16 protein-coding genes and 1 pseudogene are annotated in these 16,944 nt (G+C 56.4%); 5 read left to right on the forward strand and 12 right to left on the reverse strand.

Translation table 11 applies throughout. The annotated features are described in order from the left end of the window. Positions 1-606: 606 nt before the first annotated feature. The 11 genes and pseudogenes from PCAR_RS14840 to PCAR_RS14895 form a co-directional block, all read right to left on the reverse strand. The gene (locus PCAR_RS14840) at positions 607-1,302 is read right to left on the reverse strand and encodes an anaerobic ribonucleoside-triphosphate reductase activating protein (protein ID WP_011342510.1); all 696 of its coding nucleotides are present in this window, start codon (positions 1,300-1,302) and stop codon (positions 607-609) included. A gap of 5 nt (positions 1,303-1,307) precedes the next feature. Next, positions 1,308-3,487 (reverse strand): annotated as a pseudogene (locus PCAR_RS14850) (ribonucleoside triphosphate reductase). A 245-nt stretch (positions 3,488-3,732) separates the two neighbouring features. Next, entirely contained in the window at positions 3,733-4,596 is an 864-nt protein-coding gene (locus tag PCAR_RS14855) for a DMT family transporter (RefSeq protein WP_011342513.1), read from the reverse strand. A 126-nt stretch (positions 4,597-4,722) separates the two neighbouring features. Beyond that, positions 4,723-5,625, reverse strand: coding sequence for an ADP-ribose pyrophosphatase (locus PCAR_RS14860; protein ID WP_011342514.1), 903 nt, complete (start codon positions 5,623-5,625; stop codon positions 4,723-4,725). A 44-nt stretch (positions 5,626-5,669) separates the two neighbouring features. Beyond that, a complete protein-coding gene (locus tag PCAR_RS14865) occupies positions 5,670-6,020 on the reverse strand; it encodes a hypothetical protein (RefSeq protein WP_011342515.1) in 351 nt (116 codons plus the stop codon). A 381-nt stretch (positions 6,021-6,401) separates the two neighbouring features. Then, positions 6,402-7,700, reverse strand: a complete 1,299-nt coding sequence (locus PCAR_RS14870) for a hypothetical protein (protein ID WP_011342517.1) — start codon at positions 7,698-7,700, stop codon at positions 6,402-6,404. A gap of 66 nt (positions 7,701-7,766) precedes the next feature. Continuing rightward, positions 7,767-8,978: a bifunctional cobalt-precorrin-7 (C(5))-methyltransferase/cobalt-precorrin-6B (C(15))-methyltransferase gene (locus PCAR_RS14875; RefSeq protein WP_011342518.1), complete on the reverse strand. Its 1,212-nt coding sequence runs from the start codon at positions 8,976-8,978 to the stop codon at positions 7,767-7,769. 235 nt (positions 8,979-9,213) lie between these two features. Beyond that, on the reverse strand, positions 9,214-9,627 hold the full coding sequence (locus PCAR_RS14880) for a sirohydrochlorin chelatase (protein ID WP_011342519.1): 414 nt from the start codon (positions 9,625-9,627) through the stop codon (positions 9,214-9,216). Positions 9,628-9,634: 7 nt separating this feature from the next. Further along, the gene (gene cobC / locus PCAR_RS14885; protein WP_011342520.1) at positions 9,635-10,276 is read right to left on the reverse strand and encodes an alpha-ribazole phosphatase; all 642 of its coding nucleotides are present in this window, start codon (positions 10,274-10,276) and stop codon (positions 9,635-9,637) included. A gap of 15 nt (positions 10,277-10,291) precedes the next feature. Continuing rightward, the gene (gene yihA, locus PCAR_RS14890; RefSeq protein WP_011342521.1) at positions 10,292-10,915 is read right to left on the reverse strand and encodes a ribosome biogenesis GTP-binding protein YihA/YsxC; all 624 of its coding nucleotides are present in this window, start codon (positions 10,913-10,915) and stop codon (positions 10,292-10,294) included. A gap of 255 nt (positions 10,916-11,170) precedes the next feature. Continuing rightward, the gene (locus PCAR_RS14895; protein ID WP_011342522.1) at positions 11,171-11,545 is read right to left on the reverse strand and encodes a thiol-disulfide oxidoreductase DCC family protein; all 375 of its coding nucleotides are present in this window, start codon (positions 11,543-11,545) and stop codon (positions 11,171-11,173) included. Positions 11,546-11,719: 174 nt separating this feature from the next. On the opposite strand from PCAR_RS14895, the gene PCAR_RS14900 reads away from it, so the two are divergent. Continuing rightward, positions 11,720-12,223, forward strand: coding sequence for a ferritin-like domain-containing protein (locus PCAR_RS14900; RefSeq protein WP_011342523.1), 504 nt, complete (start codon positions 11,720-11,722; stop codon positions 12,221-12,223). Positions 12,224-12,507: 284 nt separating this feature from the next. On the opposite strand, the gene PCAR_RS14905 is transcribed toward PCAR_RS14900, so the two are convergent. Further along, positions 12,508-13,689, reverse strand: a complete 1,182-nt coding sequence (locus PCAR_RS14905; RefSeq protein WP_148204358.1) for a c-type cytochrome — start codon at positions 13,687-13,689, stop codon at positions 12,508-12,510. 98 nt (positions 13,690-13,787) lie between these two features. On the opposite strand from PCAR_RS14905, the gene mobB reads away from it, so the two are divergent. The 4 genes from mobB to PCAR_RS14925 all read left to right on the forward strand — a co-directional run bounded on the left by mobB (position 13,788) and on the right by PCAR_RS14925 (position 16,939). Then, a complete protein-coding gene (mobB, locus tag PCAR_RS14910) occupies positions 13,788-14,312 on the forward strand; it encodes a molybdopterin-guanine dinucleotide biosynthesis protein B (RefSeq protein WP_011342525.1) in 525 nt (174 codons plus the stop codon). Between the two features lie 135 nt (positions 14,313-14,447). After that, on the forward strand, positions 14,448-15,035 hold the full coding sequence (locus tag PCAR_RS14915; protein WP_011342526.1) for an arylesterase: 588 nt from the start codon (positions 14,448-14,450) through the stop codon (positions 15,033-15,035). A gap of 107 nt (positions 15,036-15,142) precedes the next feature. Next, positions 15,143-15,613: an RT0821/Lpp0805 family surface protein gene (locus PCAR_RS14920; protein WP_011342527.1), complete on the forward strand. Its 471-nt coding sequence runs from the start codon at positions 15,143-15,145 to the stop codon at positions 15,611-15,613. A gap of 165 nt (positions 15,614-15,778) precedes the next feature. After that, positions 15,779-16,939 carry an ABC transporter permease gene (locus tag PCAR_RS14925; RefSeq protein WP_011342528.1) on the forward strand — a complete coding sequence of 387 codons (1,161 nt, stop codon included), beginning with the start codon at positions 15,779-15,781 and terminating at the stop codon, positions 16,937-16,939. Positions 16,940-16,944 lie beyond the last annotated feature (5 nt).

Genomic DNA, 16,944 nt, shown 5'->3' on the forward strand with positions numbered 1-16,944 from the left:
CGTTGTTAGGATTTTTATATAGGAATTCAAGAAAATCGACATTCTCAAGTTGTTCCTTGAGAGCTTCATAGGCATAGATAGAAAAGCAAGAGGCTGCAATTTTGAGCTTTACTCCACCAGCGATGGAACCTTTTAGGCTGCCGCCAAGCAACTGATTGATATTGGCTATAATTTCAATAAGTTAGACCTTGCAAGCAGAAGTTTCCAAACAAGCGAAAGAACCTTGGTGTCCGAGGAAGAGCTATGCCAATTTTTCTTCAAAAAATACAAAAACCGCCCGCACCTTCCCGGCGCAGAGCGGTTTTTATACACATTTCGAGTGACCTTCGAACACCCTACCCTCCAAACACCCATTCATTAAACACAAAACCGTTCCGCAAAACGTAACGCCTGCGGAGAGCGAGGGTCAAGGGTTCTAATATTTCAGAATCAGCGGCTGAGGGCTGGGGTTCAAAAAATCCCACTTTGAGTTACAGGTGGCAGGATACCGATGAACGAAATGAGCCGCATCGGTTGTCCTTCCAGATTGATGCGGTTCGCAGGCTCACCACATCCTACATGCTTCTCCCCGGGCCTTGCAGGTAACCCTGCAGCCCGACTCTGTTTTCACACTCCCCTCAACACCACTTCCGGCACAAACTCGCGTGCCAGATCGGCGAAGGTTTCCAGACGCGAAACCGGGTAAGGCTCGAGGTCCCGGAGGGCGACATCCATGCAATAATGGGGCACGAACTGCTGCAAGACCCAGGCGGGTGCGCCGCGCAGCAGCGCGCCGATTTGCCGGATATCCTCCTCGCACACCAGGCCGGGCACACAGGTGGTGCGAAATTCACACGCCACCGGATTTTGCAGCAACATGGTGACGGTGCGTTGCAAAGCGGTATCATTCACCGGGCGGTTGTGCAATTCACCATAACGGCTGGGGGCCGTTTTGAGATCGAGGGCGACCAGATCCACCAGATCCTGCCGCAGCACTTCAGCCAGGATATCGGGCAACAAGCCGTTGGTATCGAGCTTGACCATCAGGCCCAGCTGCTTGATCCGACGCATAAAGGGGATCAAATCCGGATACAGAGTCGGCTCACCTCCGGATATAACCACACCGTCGATAAAGGAACGCCGCTGTTCCAATTCTTCGAACAGCGGCTCCAACGGGTAATCGGGCAGGCGATCGGGCGCTTGCACCAGGTCGGGATTGTGACAGAACGGGCAACTCAGATTGCATCCGCCAAAAAAAACCAGGGAGGCGATGCGACCGGGAAAGTCGAGCAGACTGGTGCCCTGGAATCCCTTGACACCCATGTGTTTTAGCCTTTCACGGAAGCGTTTTCAAGCAGGAACTCACGACGATCCTTGAATTCCTCCTTCTTGCCACGGTTCCATTGCTGTACAGGGCGGAAGAAACCACACACACGTGAATACACTTCAGTTTTTGCATCGCACTTGGTTGCCACAGATGACCTCCTTGTAAAATAGAATCCGTTTAAATGCAGGAACTTCAGACGGCTCCGCCTTCATGCTGGTGGGGACAGCTAAAATGTTCCCCCGAGATGTAACCATGCACCGGACAGATCGTGAACGTCGGACTGACGGTGAAATACGGCAGACGGAAATTATTGGCAATCCGCTGCACCAGCAGACGCGCACTCTCCCAGTTTTCCAGACGCTCCCCTAAAAAGCCGTGAAACACCGTGCCGCCGGTGTACAGGGTCTGCAGGGAGTCCTGATGATTCAGGGCCTGGAATATATCGTCGGTGCTGCCCACAGGCAGTTGGGTCGAGTTGGTGTAATAAGGCTCTTCCGTGCCGGCGGCGATGATATCGGGGTAGCGCTTGCGGTCCCGGTTGGCCAGGCGAAAGCTGGTGCCTTCGGCCGGCGTGGCTTCGAGATTGTACAAATGCCCCGACTCTTCCTGGAATGCCTCGAGCTGCAAACGCATAAAATTCAGCGTTTCCACAGCCAGCGCCTGTCCGGCCGGGGTGTCGATCCCCTCGCCGATAAGGTTGAGGCTGGCTTCGTTCATGCCGATCAGGCCGATGGTGGAAAAATGGTTGGCCCAATACTGCCCCATACGCTCCCGAATCCCGGCCAGGTAAAAACGGCTGTAGGGGTACAGGCCCTCTTCGGTGAGACGCTCCAGCTGCTTGCGTTTGATTTCCAGGGACTGATACGCCAACCGCATCAGCTCGGAAATCCGCATGAAAAACTGTTCTTTATCGTCGGCAAGATAGGCGGCGCGCGGCAGGTTAAGCGTCACCACGCCCACAGACCCGGTTAGAGGATTGGAACCGAACAGTCCACCGCCGCGCCGCCGCAGTTCGCGGTTGTCAAGCCGCAGACGGCAACACATGGAACGCGCATCTTCCGGGTCCATGTCCGAGTTGATGAAATTGCTGAAATACGGAATGCCGTATTTGGCTGTCATCTCCCAGATAGCCTGGAAGCGCGGGCTCTCCCAATCGATGTCCTGAGTAATGTTATAGGTCGGGATGGGAAAAGAGAAAATCCTCCCCGCATGGTCGCCGGCCATCATCACTTCGCAGAAAGCCCGATTGAAAAGATCCATTTCCTCCTGGAAATCGCCATAACAATCGTCCATCAGGCGACCGCCACAGACCACCGCATCATCGGCCAGATTGCGCGGTGCGATCATGTCCAGAGTGATGTTGGTAAACGGCGTCTGGAAACCGACCCGCGTCGGTACGTTCATGTTGAAAATGAACTCCTGTACGGACTGCTTGACCTCACGATAGGTAAGTTTGTCGTACCGGATAAACGGCGCCAGCAGTGTGTCGAAATTGGCAAAGGCCTGTGCTCCGGCCGCTTCACCTTGAAGGGTGTAAAAAAAGTTGACGACCTGGCCCAGTGCGGTACGGAAGTGACGCGGCGGACCGCTCTCTATCTTGCCGTAGGCACCGGTAAAACCGCGCATCAGAAGATCGCGCAAATCCCAGCCGCAGCAATAGACCGACAGGGTGCCGAGATCGTGCACATGAAAATCGGCATTGCGGTGCGCATCGGCGATCTCGCGGGGATAGACCTTGTTGAGCCAGTAATTGCTGGTAATATTGGCCGCGATATGGTTATTGAGCCCCTGCAGCGAATACCCCATATTGGCATTTTCATTGACCCGCCAGTCTTCCTGGGTCAGGTAGGAATCGATGGCGTCGATGGACTCCTGGATAAACTCCTTGGTCTGACGCAAGGATTCGCGCTGGTTACGGTAGAGAATATAGGCCTTGGCGGTTTTGGCATGGCCCTTCTCGATGAGGATTTTTTCCACCAGGTCCTGCACGTTCTCAACCGTCGGCACCCGGCCATCTTTATAAATGACCCCCAGGATACCGCCCACCTCTCTGGCGATCTGATCGGCCTTGTCCATATCGGTGCCACTGACGGCCCGCACGGCTTTTTGAACGGCCAGGGTAATCTTGTCCTGCTCGAACGGCACCAAACGGCCATCTCTTTTACGAATATATTCAATCATCCGCTACGTCCCTCCACAGTCGATTTGACGTCTGAGAATGTAGCACAGCATTGCGGGGTGTCAAGGCAAAAAGACACAATATCTAGGGAATATTTTTACGGCCATCCCCTACATATTGTGCAAAGAGCATGGAAAGGGTGTGGATAAGAAGTGGATAACAATAATCGGGAAAACCGCGGAACAAAGAAAACCCGGCAGAATAACTGGACTCCCGGGCGAGAGCAGAGATGCACCGTTGCGACTGGTTAAATTTTCATCAATAAAACAGCGGCAACCGCCATGGCAATGCCGATGATATTTCGCAGGTTGGGTCGCTCGCGGTACACCACCGACGAAAGTATGATGGCAATGATAAAGTGCAAACCGGTCAAGGGCGCGATCACGGCCAACGGTCCGGTTTCCAGCGCCAGCAACAACAGATAAAATCCGACCAGATTCAACGCCCCCATGGACAACCCGATGGCCCAGGTCGTAGCGCGCGACGCCGAGGAACTCTCGCGCCACTTGCTGCTGTGCATGGCCAGCGCAGCACCGGCGCTGAAACTGTAGGAAATCGCCATAAATCCCCACTTATCAGCCTGCAGCGCTGCAAACTTACTGGAAACCGAAGCCACGGTGCCGGCCAGCATGGCAAACAACGCCAACAGCACCCCACGTCGGTAATTGGCAGCCGGACGCTGCCTGGGAACGTCGCGCCCGCGAGCGCACATGAACACAACGCCCAGCGCCACAGCAACACCCGCCAGCTGCCGCATCTGCAATTGGTCATGGAAATAAACCACGGAAAAGACGGCGGCAAACACGGTGCTTAAACGCGTCAGGGAATACCCGATGGCAGCGGTAACGTGCCGGAGGGCTTCCATGGTCAAAACGGCACTGCCTAAAAAAGCGAGACCGTTAACCATGCCCCACAACAGCATGGCAGCGTTTGGCCCCCCTGTGTCGGCACCGCCCAGAAACAGCAGCCAGCTGACGGCGGCGACCATACTCATAAAAATCAGACTGGTCAGCGCCGTATTGCAACCGCGCTCCGCGGACACCTTATAAAAAAAGCGCTGCAGGCCAAGAAACAAAAGGGCCAGCAACGCCTGAAAAAACCATGGGGTCATCGTGTATCCCCTGCCGGTGCGGCGACATACCTGCCGGGATCAGTCCGGGCAGGCACCGGCACGGTGCCCGCCCGGACGTGACATAAAAGGTTTATCTAGTTTTCATCCGGAGCTTCCGGATGCACACTATCTATAATAACTGCGAAGCATCGCCAGCATTTTTTTCGGCAACGCCTCCGGCTCATCCCGCATCATCTGCGCAAGCGCGGACACAACAAAGTAACCGTGCCCGGCATACAGTTTCTGCAGGCTGCGCTCGGTAAGAGGCAACCAGTGCACGGTGCGGGCATCGCTGCCGGCTTGCGGCTCCAGGTCGGCGGCTTCCTTGGTATCCAGATGCAGATGGCGAACGGTCGTCTCGATCCAGGCATGATCCGTGGTGCGCGGATCATCCACAAAGCCGCGATAAACCAGCCGTCCGCGACTCATATCGAGATTCACGCCGGTTTCTTCGGACAATTCCCGTGTCAAGGTACGGCTGACTTCCTCGCCGGCATCGACCATGCCACCGGGAATGGCCCAAAGACCGTTGTCCTGGCGCTGCACGGCCAGCATTTCAACATCGCCGAATTTATCGTTAATCCGCGTAACGATGGGATCGGCCGCATAGTTTGGCCCCCATTTGCCCAGCAGACCACGACCGGCGATGCCGGTGCGCCCCCGCGGATTGAGAGGACGTCCGGCATCATCGAACTTCACCGGGCCTTCGAAACTCTCGGTGGGCAACGCCCCGACAGCTGCGATATCCTCCGGATCGGCCCAACCGCCCGCTTTACGGGTGCGATCGTTCTCCAGAACCTCGGGCGCGACGTAATAGGGCGGCTCGTATTCCGGATAATCCGTACCCCACTCGACCTGGGTGTCGGCCACCTTGATCCGACGGGGATAGCCGTCCGCCCACTCAAATCGCGACCGCCAGGGCTCCACATACACGTGCAGATCTCCCGCCAGCCAATCGCGACTCTCCTCGGTTCCTCCGGTGGCAAACACCGAAGGTTTTCCGCCCGTACATTTCGTCTTTTTATCCATAGAAGCTCTCCCGATATCTGCCCAGTGCCCGGCAGATCGTCTGTTTATCCCAGGGCCGCCATTATTTTAGCAATATCCGCCTCGTCGGGAACCCACAAAAACTCATTATGATAATCCCGGCCGAGATCCTTGTCGGTATGACGGGTGGCCGCGGCCAATTTTTCCTCGTCCACGAACCCTTCATCATCAAAATATACGTACTGACCGTAAATTTCCTCCACCGTCGGCGGCTGTTCCCCCTGCCGCAAAAGCATGGCCCCGGCCAGCTTGATGCATTGCCCCTTGTATTCGGTCAATGGCTCCCGATGCTCGGCAGCAGCGTCAAAACGCTTTTTATCCAGAGGAAATACCTTGCCCTCGTCATCAAATACGAATAATCGGATATCAATCTCCATGGCGAATCTCCCTAGCAAGACATAGACATACCCAATACGCCACCGAAGCCACCGGCCTGGAGGCAAAAACATTCTTTTGTACCTGTTAAGGTTGAAAAAATAACAGGATTAGAGCTGGCATGCAATTCAAAATCCCCAAGCGGACATGTAACGTGGCAGCGTTGAAAACCATAGAAGATTCAAGCCATGATCCCACCCTTTGCCCTCACCGCCAACGTTCCGGGCAGCTTCGCAGCAGAGCACGCTTCACGAGCATCACACCACGATACATGCACACCGCCAAGCAACAGCGACCATGCATGCCATACAAAAAGCGGGACCAAGGCATGACAAACACCTCAGGTCCCGCTTTTCATTCTACCTGGTCCTGCCTGAAGATATTCAGGGAAGGACGGCAGCCGATCGGCAGGCAGGACAACGCATCCGCTTGCCTGAAAGGCGCTTGGGATAAGCGATCTTGCGCCCGCATTCCCGGCAACGCGCTACGCCCACATCTGGCTTATCGGGATTACCCGGCAACGGTTCCAGACCGGGAATCGATGGGGACGGGGACGGCGGGGTTGCAGCGGCCTCAACGGGTTGCGGCGGCACTTCGGACGAGGCCTCCAAGGGGCCGACGCTTGGCGGGTGCACAGTGTCGGAGGAATCAGCAAACACCTCGTCTTGCGGCGCTTCGGCAACTTCCGGCTCGTCCGTGGCGGCAGGGGGAAAGATATCCCGAGACTGTTCATTCGTCGCTGTTGCTTCAAAATCCTGGCCTTCATCACCGTCTGATAGCGCGGTCTCAGGCTCCTCAGTCGTATCAGGGGCACTAAATTGGAAAGCATCGGCGACCGGCTCTGTTTCCGATTCGGCCGGTTGTTCAGCTCCGCCTTGCTCCTCCATTTCCGGCACAACGGTCTCTTCCGCGTGCTCGTCCGCATCGGTTGGCGGCTCGGCCACAGCGTCGCCGCCGCCGAACAGAAAATCACCGGAATCCTCTGGCATATCCGCTGCGTCCTGCGATTGTTCCGCCAACCAGCTATCCTCGTCCTGCATGGGGAAGCCGTCATCTTCGGTCTGTGCAGTATCGTCCGGCACGGGTACCTCGAAGCCAAAGCTCTCATCATCAAGCCCTGCCTGCGTCTCATCGACACCTGGCAGTTCATCATCCACGACCTCGCCCGCCCCATCCAGGGCATCCGGCGGCAGGTCATCTCCGATCGCCTCGAACACATCGTCGGATGACTCCGGCGTTGCAAATGCAAAACTTTCAAAGGCAGGTTCGGGCTCGCTGTCAGCGGCATCCGCCAGATCGGTCACCAGAGGCTCCTCCGGTTCCGATGCAGCCTCCACTTCGCTTTCCTTTAAACCGGTATCAACATCGGCGGTTACCGATGCCGGAACTACCGCAGCGTCGCTCACGGAAGATTCCGGCTCCAGCGCCATATCATCGGCAGCGAAAACCTCCTCCGAAACAGGCGTTGGTTGCACCTCAACCATCTGCCGCGCAGCGTCCAATCGCGCGCCAAGAATATCCATCGCTTCACGAAGTTCGGAGAAGTCTCTCTGGGTGTTTGTCGCCAGCTTGCCAATCCGGCGATAAACCAGCACCAGCAGCAACACCAGTATGCAGCCGACAATGATGGACCAACCTTGCGGCCCACTGAGCACATTCAAAATATCCTGCGGGATCATCATCCGTCCTCCTTGACACCTAAACCTTCAACACTGAATCTTCGAAAATGTTATCCCCATCCGGCAGGGCTATTGCTTATCCGCCACCAGAATAAAAACCGGATGGAACGCTTCGAACATCTTATAATCGGTGGTAGGCGAAGTTCGTGCGATATTAACACTGGTCACTTCCACCGCATAACCGGCATTTTCCAAAAACTCACTGGTAGCTGCCAGCGTATCCAGGGTAATGGCATTGACCACTACGCGACCGCCCACAGCCAGACGTTGATCGACGACCTCCAGAATACTCCACAGGCTGCCGCCCGAACCGCCGATAAACACACGATCGGGATCCGGCAGCAATTCGAGGCAGGCAGGCGCTTCGCCCTCGACCACAGTCACGTGCCGGGACTGAAACTTGCGCAGATTATCCCGAATAAAATCCTGGTATTGCTCATTGTGTTCAATGGCAAAGATCCGGCCGTTGGGCATCAAATGGTCCGCTTCAATACTCACCGAGCCCGAGCCCGCACCGATATCCCATAACACCATGTCGTGGCAAAGCCGCAACTTGGCCAGAGTTATGGCGCGCACCTCTTCCCGCGTGATCTGTTTTTTAATGGCGCTGAAGGCATCGTCGGGGATGCCAAGAACTGTTCGCGACGCTTCGGCGAAGGCTTCGTATTGTTTAACCAGCACCAGGACGTTGAGCGGTGCAGCCGGTTCGTCAAGCAGGCCGCGGACATCGGTCCGGACGATGCGCTCTTCATCGGTGCCGAGGTTTTCGCACAAATACGCAGCATATCCCTCACGACCGCGACGGATCATTTGGCGGGCGATACTCCCGGGCGTATTCTGGGCATCGGTAAGCACCGCAGCCTTGTCGTTGGCAACAATGCGATCGACCACGTCTTCCGCCGCACGTCCCTTGCACGAAAAAAACACCGCATCATCCCAGGGGATGCCAAGTTTGGCAAAAGCATACTGAACGGAACTGACATTAGGGACGAATTCCAGTTCGTCTTCGCGAAAATTGCGCAGCAGCTGTCGCCCGATGCCGAAAAACAGGGGATCTCCCGAGGCCAGCACAACAGCGTTGCCCAGGGCTGACTTGAGCCGGTTGACCACATCGGAGAAATTCTGATCGATATGGACTTTCTCTCCGGGAAATTCAGGGAACAATTCGAGTTGCTTGGGTCGCCCGAATAAAATGTCCGCCTGCATGACAAGATCCAGGGCTCTGCGACTGAACCCCTCTTGCCCTTCGACTCCGGCTCCGATTACATAGATCTTTTTCATGCCTGCCATTCTCCAACGCCGCCTGCCACACCGCCCGACGACAACAGAAATCCGCCGGACTGCCGTTCGCATCATTGGCTGCGGATAGCGAACGGTTTGGCGACTTAATTCACAACTAAAAAAGCAACCCAGGGCGTGCGCAACGCTCGCCTGAACATCCCAAGGAAGATACTACCACACTCTAGCTGCCACACCGCTCTTCGTCAAGGAGAACAAAAGCCTGATTCAACAAGGATTATCGGCCGTTTCCCTCTCCTGTAAAGTCCCGCCGGCAGGCCCTTTCAAGACCATCCGAAAACAGTTTGCAAAGCACATCTCCGATCGCGGGATGGGCACCGAAAAAATCGGTCTGAACGATCTGCAGCGCAGGATAGCGATGACGGGCTTTTTCGAGTTCCCCGGGCAGGTCGACGGTCACATGCACCCCGGCCGACAAAAAGAACGGAATCACCACCAGCTGCCGCACACCTGCAGTATAAAAACTATCGATGGCCGCAGCGACCCGCGGAGCGCCATGGGCAAGAAATGCCACCGCGACTCTGGTGTCAAGACGCTGGCGCAACCGGTCGGCCAGCACCTGCAGCATATCACCGGTTTGTGCATGTCGCGTTCCATGCCCCACGATGAGCAGAGATGGTTTGTCCCTCATCCTCACCTCAACCATTCAAAAGGTGTACCGTGCTGGTGCCATCTTCGAAATAGTCGATGATATTTAGGCAGCCATAAGACTGTTCAATCCGGAACACCGACTGCAGGGGAGCGCCCAGGGCATCGAGCAGGATGACCCGGTTAACGGCACCATGACCGACCACCAGCACATCGCCATGCGCATGGGGGCTGAGCAAATCTTTGAGGGCCGGCAATACCCGGCGGGAGAGATCCTGAAAACTTTCACCGTCAGGCACCCGGTAATGCACGATATCGTTGAGGCGGGCTTGCCACTGTTGGGGAAAACGCTCTTGCAACTCCGCCCAGGTGATGCCCTGCCACCGGCCAATATGCAATTCGCGCAAGGCCGGTATGGGTAACGGCTCCAGGCCGTGAGGTTCGCCGAGGAGCTTGGCGCCTTCGAAGCATCGGCTCAGATCGCTGCTGTACACGGCCTGCAGAGGACATTCCTGCAGACGGCTCTTAAGCGAACGATACTGTTCCCATCCCAGAGCAGTCAATGCCACATCCGCCTGGCCATTGTAACGACGCTGGCCAAAGCCTTCCACCTGTCCATGCCGCACCAGATACAATCGGGTGCGTCCCGAACGGGCGGTTTTTTGCTTGTCATCCTTTACTAATGGCCTCATGTAGCCAACCCTATTTTATTCAGATTCGGGCACATCGATGCCGAATTCGTCCTCAACATCGGACAAGGCAACGTCCAGGCGTTGCAGTATATCCTCCCGCCCTTCCCGCGTAAGTGCGGAAAAAAACGAAAAAGCCTCCTGCGGCAACCCGGTCGCCTCGAGGATCGGCCGGATCTGGGCGCGGCGCCGGTTTTTGGTGACTTTATCGACCTTGGTGATAACGGGGATGGTCGGGATATTCAGTTCTTCCAGCCAATCGAGCAATTGCAGCTCTTCATCTCGAGGTTCACGGCGGATATCGAAAAGCAGGACGACAGCTTTCAGATTGGTGCGTTCCTCCAGATACGTACGGGTCATCCGGCCCCAGGCCTTTTTTACCGAAACCGGAACCTTGGCAAAACCGAAACCGGGGAGATCGACCAGCATAAAATGTTGGTTAACCTCAAAAAAGTTCAACAATTGGGTTCGGCCGGGGGTGGACGAAGTGCGCACCAGGCCACGACGATTGACCAGCACATTGATCAACGAACTTTTGCCGACATTACTGCGACCGGCAAACGCAACTTCGGGAAGGTCCCCCGGAGGATACCCCACAGGCTTGGCAGCACTCTTGATAAATTCAGCGGATTTAATCTGCAATCTCAAACACTCCATATTAAGGGCCGGGATCCTAAGCAATCCGGCCACAAGGCTTCGCGAAGCATACCGCATCGACAAAATATAAACAACAAAAGCAAGGCATTAGCCCCACTTCAAGCCCCGGGACAAACGGAAAACAGCTATCGAAAACTGCGAGCAGGACCTCCGGCACGGCAGGGTACCCGGCGATACCCGCTCTGGCTCACCTTGGTGTCGCCGACAAGGCGATGCCAGTATCCGACACAAGCTCCCTGCTCAGCGCGGCAGCAGATGGCGCCAACGGACAAAAAGACGATACCCGACCCGCGCCAGCAAGTAAACTCCCGGCAACCCCGTCAACCTTGCCAAAAAGGGATAAAACCTGTCGGGCATCGCCAGCCACAAGGCCCGAAAGGCGTCCACCCCGACGAAGAAATGCCCTCCGGCGTCCAGAACATGCAGTGCCGCCATGAATTCCTGACGCCAGCGACCATAAGTCGCGGCATCGAAATCCGGTCGACTGATATCGACGAAAATCATTCGTGCAGCCGATACCCGACTCCGGTAAAAAGCCATTTCCCGGGCACAGAGGGGACAACTGCCATCATAGAAAATAGTCAAGGGGAACTCTGGGGAAATGTTCGCAGGCATGCTTTCTCCCTTTATGCAACGCACCTGTACCAGCATACCTCGCCCCGGGAACAGATGTCCATCCAACCTTTACCGGAAGTCACTCGGTCAAAAGGCGTTGACAACCTGCCCATTTGGGATAATTTTTTAATAGGTACAGTACGCAGAGGGGTTCGTCCGAGGGAGGAGAATGTCATGCCCAAATTGCCCGATGCCGCCATCCAGGAAGCCATCAAGAGTTCCCTGCAAACCGAAAAAAACGCCATGAACTTTTACCGCATGGCCGCCGGCCACATGCAGCGTCCCCAAGCCAAACAGCTCTTTGAGCTGCTGGCCAGCGAAGAGCGTGCGCATGCCCGGCACTTCTTTGATCTCTACAAGGGCGATGACCTGCCGCCGTTCGACGAGTACATGGATCAGAGCCTGAAAGAAGATCAGGACTATCTGCTGCAGCAGGAAAAGGCCCTGCTGGCCGACCTGCGCATTCGCAAGGCGATGGAACTGGCGATGGAAAAAGAACAAGCTCTGGAGAAAGAACTTCGCGCCATCGCGGAAAAAATCGCCGACGAGGAAGTCCGGCGTATCTATCTTGACAACGCCGAATCGACCCGCCGCCACTTCCTCATGATCGAATCGGAATATGCGCATCTCATGGCGATGGTGCACGAAACGGACATCGACACTTTTGTGCGGGAATAAACAAACCGCGAAACAGCACAACCTTGACTCTGTGGTAAAATGAACGTGTGGGATGCATAGCTAACATCAGCCGGGAAAATAAAATCCGGCGTTGCGCGGTCTCATGCCAGAAGCCTTGTCTTCCCATCCGCCGGGCACCTTTCGAAAGGGCTCGCCAAAACGGGTCTTTAAACGAGCCGTCAGGCCACCCCGGAAAAAGGATGTTCGCCGAATTGGCAAAAAGCTGACCGTGGCAGCGCCGGCTTTTCTATGTTCTCATCCCCCATCGCTCCTGAGGTTCGTCATCAGGGGCGTTTTTGCATCTGGTAATAGCGATGCAGGGGCTGCAGAACATCTTCCCGGATAAGGCGTTGCACTTCACCGCCCCACGCTTTTATCTGCTGAATCTGCGCTTCTGTGAAGTCGAGGCGCGGCATGGCGGAGCCCGGCTGCAGGTAAGTGGGATCCCGCAGGTAATCGACAAAATAATCGAGACGTAATTTTTCCAAAGCCAGCAACAGATCCGGGGCCATGGGATACGGATAAGGTGGCCCGGACCATGATGCCGCGGTCTGCATGTCACCGAAGGCGTGGCAGGCCAGGCAGGACTGCGCCGCTCCATACTTTTTCAACTCTGCACGCGCCGCCGTCGGCACAGGAGTTGGAGCAAAGCGCAAGGGGCGTTCTGCATACAAACGCGCGTGGCAGGGTTGGCATGAATAGGTTTCCCAGGGCTCCATCCGAAAACGCCCGGCAGGAGGACTGAACCAGGCCGACCGTTGAAGAAAATCCGCCACCAGCACAAGCTCCTCAGGCTGCAGACTCGGTTGTGCGAGAGGCGAGGTATAGCGCAACATCATCAGCGAAGTCATGGCCGGCCGCAATCGGTAGGGCTTCGACAAATAGGCCATCAGCCAACCGGGTTGATACTTGGCACGCCGCCAGGTCAAACTCGGAGCATGCTTCGCCCCGAACCCTTCGACAACATGACAACCGCGACAACGCGCCGCCTTGATCAATTGCCGTCCCAGGCTCATACGCTGACTGGCCTCTTCCAGATCGGCGGGGGGCACGACCTGAGGTTGCTCCTTTTGCGTAGACTCCCGACTTTTCCCCTGCATGTCCCGACAGCTTCGCTCATCGGCACACAAAACGACCCTGGAGACATCCGCATCGCCGGCAAAACCCGCCTGAATCACCAGACTGCGCAACGCAAAATCGACCAGTACCCAGCTTTTTTCGGGGATCTGCGCGAACAGACTCCGACCGTTGAAGACATCGATGACATTACTGCAATCCCGGGAGGCCCGGGGGTCGTTATAGGCGAGGGTTACCCAAGCCACGCTTCCCGCCGTCACCAGTTTTTTATCCAGAAACATGACCTGATCGCGATAAACGATCCCTGGCCGTGCTTCGGAAACCAGGGCTGAACCTTGCTGCGCCCCCAGCACCATGCACACCAGCAACAATGATGCGATCCACTTCATGATGTCCATCCCTGTCTCCCGGAAGTATTTGCTTTGCCTGACCGGCTTGGCCTATATTAGAGAGCCCATTTAAATGTATCACACAAGGAGCCCGCTGCATGCGCCCTGCAATCGTATCCATTGCCGCCAAAAGCGGTACCGGCAAAACCACCCTGGTGGTCAAACTGATCGCGGAACTGAAGCAACGCGGTTACAAGGTCGGCGCCATCAAACACGATGCCCACAACTTCTCCATGGACCGAGAAGGCAAGGATTCCTGGCGGTTCACCCAGGCCGGGGCCGACACCATGATGGTTACATCCAAAGAAAAACTGGCCATCATCAAACAAAACCCCGATCAGCAGGAACCTCCGGTGAGGGAGTCCATCACACGTTATTTCGGCGATATGGACATCGTCATCACCGAAGGTTTCAAAAAAAATGATTTTCCCAAGATCGAGGTCCACCGCAAGGAACGCAGTCCCCGTCTGCTCTATCGCGACGACAGCTACGATTCGACTTTGATAGCCGTCGCCTCGGATTCACCCCTGCAACTCGATGTACCGGTATTCGAGCTCGATGACGCTCTGAGCATCTGTGATTTTATTGAAGAACGCTTTCTCAGCGATAGACGTAAACAATAACCGTGCTCATAGGCCCGGTTAAACAAAAGCACGACTGGCATCAATACCTTCTTATCCGATCCGGAAATCCGCTCCGGCATCGGAGCCGTTTCCTTCGACTTCAACGTCTCGACATATCAGCTCCAGGAGTTTTTCATGACCAAACGATCCGTTCGCATTCTGGCTTTTGGCGACAGTTTAACAGCCGGTTGGGGTGTAGAGCCCCCCAGCAGCGTACCCGCCTGCCTGGAAGCCTCCTTGCAGAAGCAGGGCATCGCAACCACCTTTATCAACGAAGGTATCCCGGGAGACACCACTGTGGGAGCATTGAAACGCTTTGATGCGGCGCTTGCCTGCGATCCCGACCTGGTCATTCTCGAACTGGGAGCCAACGACAACCGGCAGGCCATTCCACTGGATCGCACCAGAGCTAATCTCAACAGCATGCTCCAGACGCTGTGCGACAGACAGATCCCGACTCTGTTTGCCGGCATCTGCCTGCTGCGCGATCTCGGCCCGGAATATAATGCCGGCTTTCAGGCGCTTTTCGCAGAACTGGCCACACACCACAAAGTGGTTTTTTACCCCGACTACCTCGAGGGAGTCGCCGGCCACCCCGCGTTATTGCAAAAAGATCAACTGCACCCCAACCTGGCGGGAACGCAGAAAATCGCACGCCGCCTTCTGCCCCTGGTCACCGACATGATCCGCAAGTTCGAGACGGACCAATCAGCGCCCCTGTGACCTTGACAGGCCCCGGGGGACGGTTATCGTTTAATCTGTAGTTTCCGAACTCTCGACGGTCGTAAGCCGCCGAACCAACGCCGGACTTTCCATCACGGGAGGATATCATGAAAAAACTTCTGGCTTTATGCTGCGCTTTTCTGCTTTTTGCCACCGGCTGCTACGGCCCCATGGGGCCCAAGGAATCCGGCGGCACGTTGATCGGTGCCGGCACCGGCGCACTGATCGGCTCTCAAATCGGCGGCGGCCGCGGTACCCTGGTTGCGGTGGCGGTCGGCACCTTGGCCGGAGCCCTGCTTGGCCAGGAAGTCGGCAGATCTCTCGACCGGGCGGACCAGTTGGCCATGCAGCAAAATGCCCAGTATGCCCTGGAGTACACCCCGACCCGCCAATCGACCACCTGGCGCAATCCCGACTCGGGCAATTACGGCAGCATCACTCCCATCGAGACCTATCAGACACCAAACGGCCAGTACTGCCGCGAATACCTGCAGAATGTGATCATTGGCGGACAACAGCAACAGGCCTACGGCACGGCGTGCCGCCAGCCGGACGGCAACTGGAAAATCATTCGCTGATCCGCAAAACCCTCTCGAGTCGCGGTCGGCACAAGCGCCGGAAAAGCGGCTTATTTTCGCCATTCGAACCCGGCGTGTTCGCACAAAACAGCACGCCGGGAGCGATGACCTCTGGCAACAGCTCTGCTTGCAAGCTGGTCTGCCCTGCGCCCAACAGGCGAATGCATGAAAAAAGGCATCCGAAATTCCGACCGGCCGCCCCTTCCCGAACACATCTGCCGGATTCTGCAGAACGATGCGGAGATACTATCCCTATCCTTCGCCGGGAAACTCGATGCGGCAGCCACAGCCCTGCTGTGGAAGCCCCTGCTCGAGCTCGCCCACCAAACGGCTCCACGACTTTTGCTCATCGAAGCTGATCAGATCAACTACTGCGACGGCGCCGGCATCGGCCTGTTCATGGAACTGGCCCGACAACAGCAAAAGCGTCAACAGCGCTTTGAACTGAAGGGCCTGAAAGAGGAATTCGCCCGGCTCTGGAGCCTCTACCGTCCGGAAGATTTCATGGATCTCCGAGGCAGTCGCCCGCACCCCTGCTGCCTGCCCGAAGAAATCGGGCGGCAGGCCTGCCTGGCCGGACAAGGGATAGTTGACATGGCCCGGTTTACGGGAGAATTGACCAGCGCCCTGTTGCACGCTGCGCGGCACCCCCGCTCCGTACGCTGGCCCGAGGTCTGGCTGGTTATGGAAAAAGCCGGAGTCAACTCCCTCCCCATCGTCGGTCTGATCAGTTTTCTGATCGGTCTGATCATGGCTTTTCAGGCGACCATCCCCATGCGTCAGTTTGGCGTGGAAATCTATGTCGCCAACCTGACCGCACTGTCCATGCTGCGCGAACTCGGTCCCCTGATGACGGCACTGCTGTTGGCCGGACGCTCCAGTTCCGCCTTTGCCGCCGAATTGGGCACCATGAAAATCAACGAGGAAATCGATGCCTTGACGACCATGGGACTGGCGCCCATCCCCTTTCTTGTCGTCACCCGGGTGCTGGCCACCGTCATCATTCTGCCTTTGCTGAGTTTGTTCGCCAACCTGATGGGTTTGATCGGCGGTGCCGTGGTGCTGCTGTCCCTGGGGTATCCCCTGGTTACCTACACCAATCAGGTCAAAGCCGCGGTCAATCTGGGAGATCTGACTGGCGGACTGGTGAAAACCCTGGTTTTCGCCCTGATCGTGGCGGGGGTCGGCTGTCTTTACGGTCTCAAAACCCGCAGCGGGGCCAGTGCGGTAGGGGACTCCGCCACCCGGGCGGTGGTCTCCGGCATCATCCTGATCGTGGTTGCCGATGGCCTTTTTGCGGTGGTTTACTATTTCCTGGGGATCTAAAAAGC

Source organism: Syntrophotalea carbinolica DSM 2380 (assembly GCF_000012885.1).
GTDB lineage: Bacteria > Desulfobacterota > Desulfuromonadia > Desulfuromonadales > Syntrophotaleaceae > Syntrophotalea > Syntrophotalea carbinolica.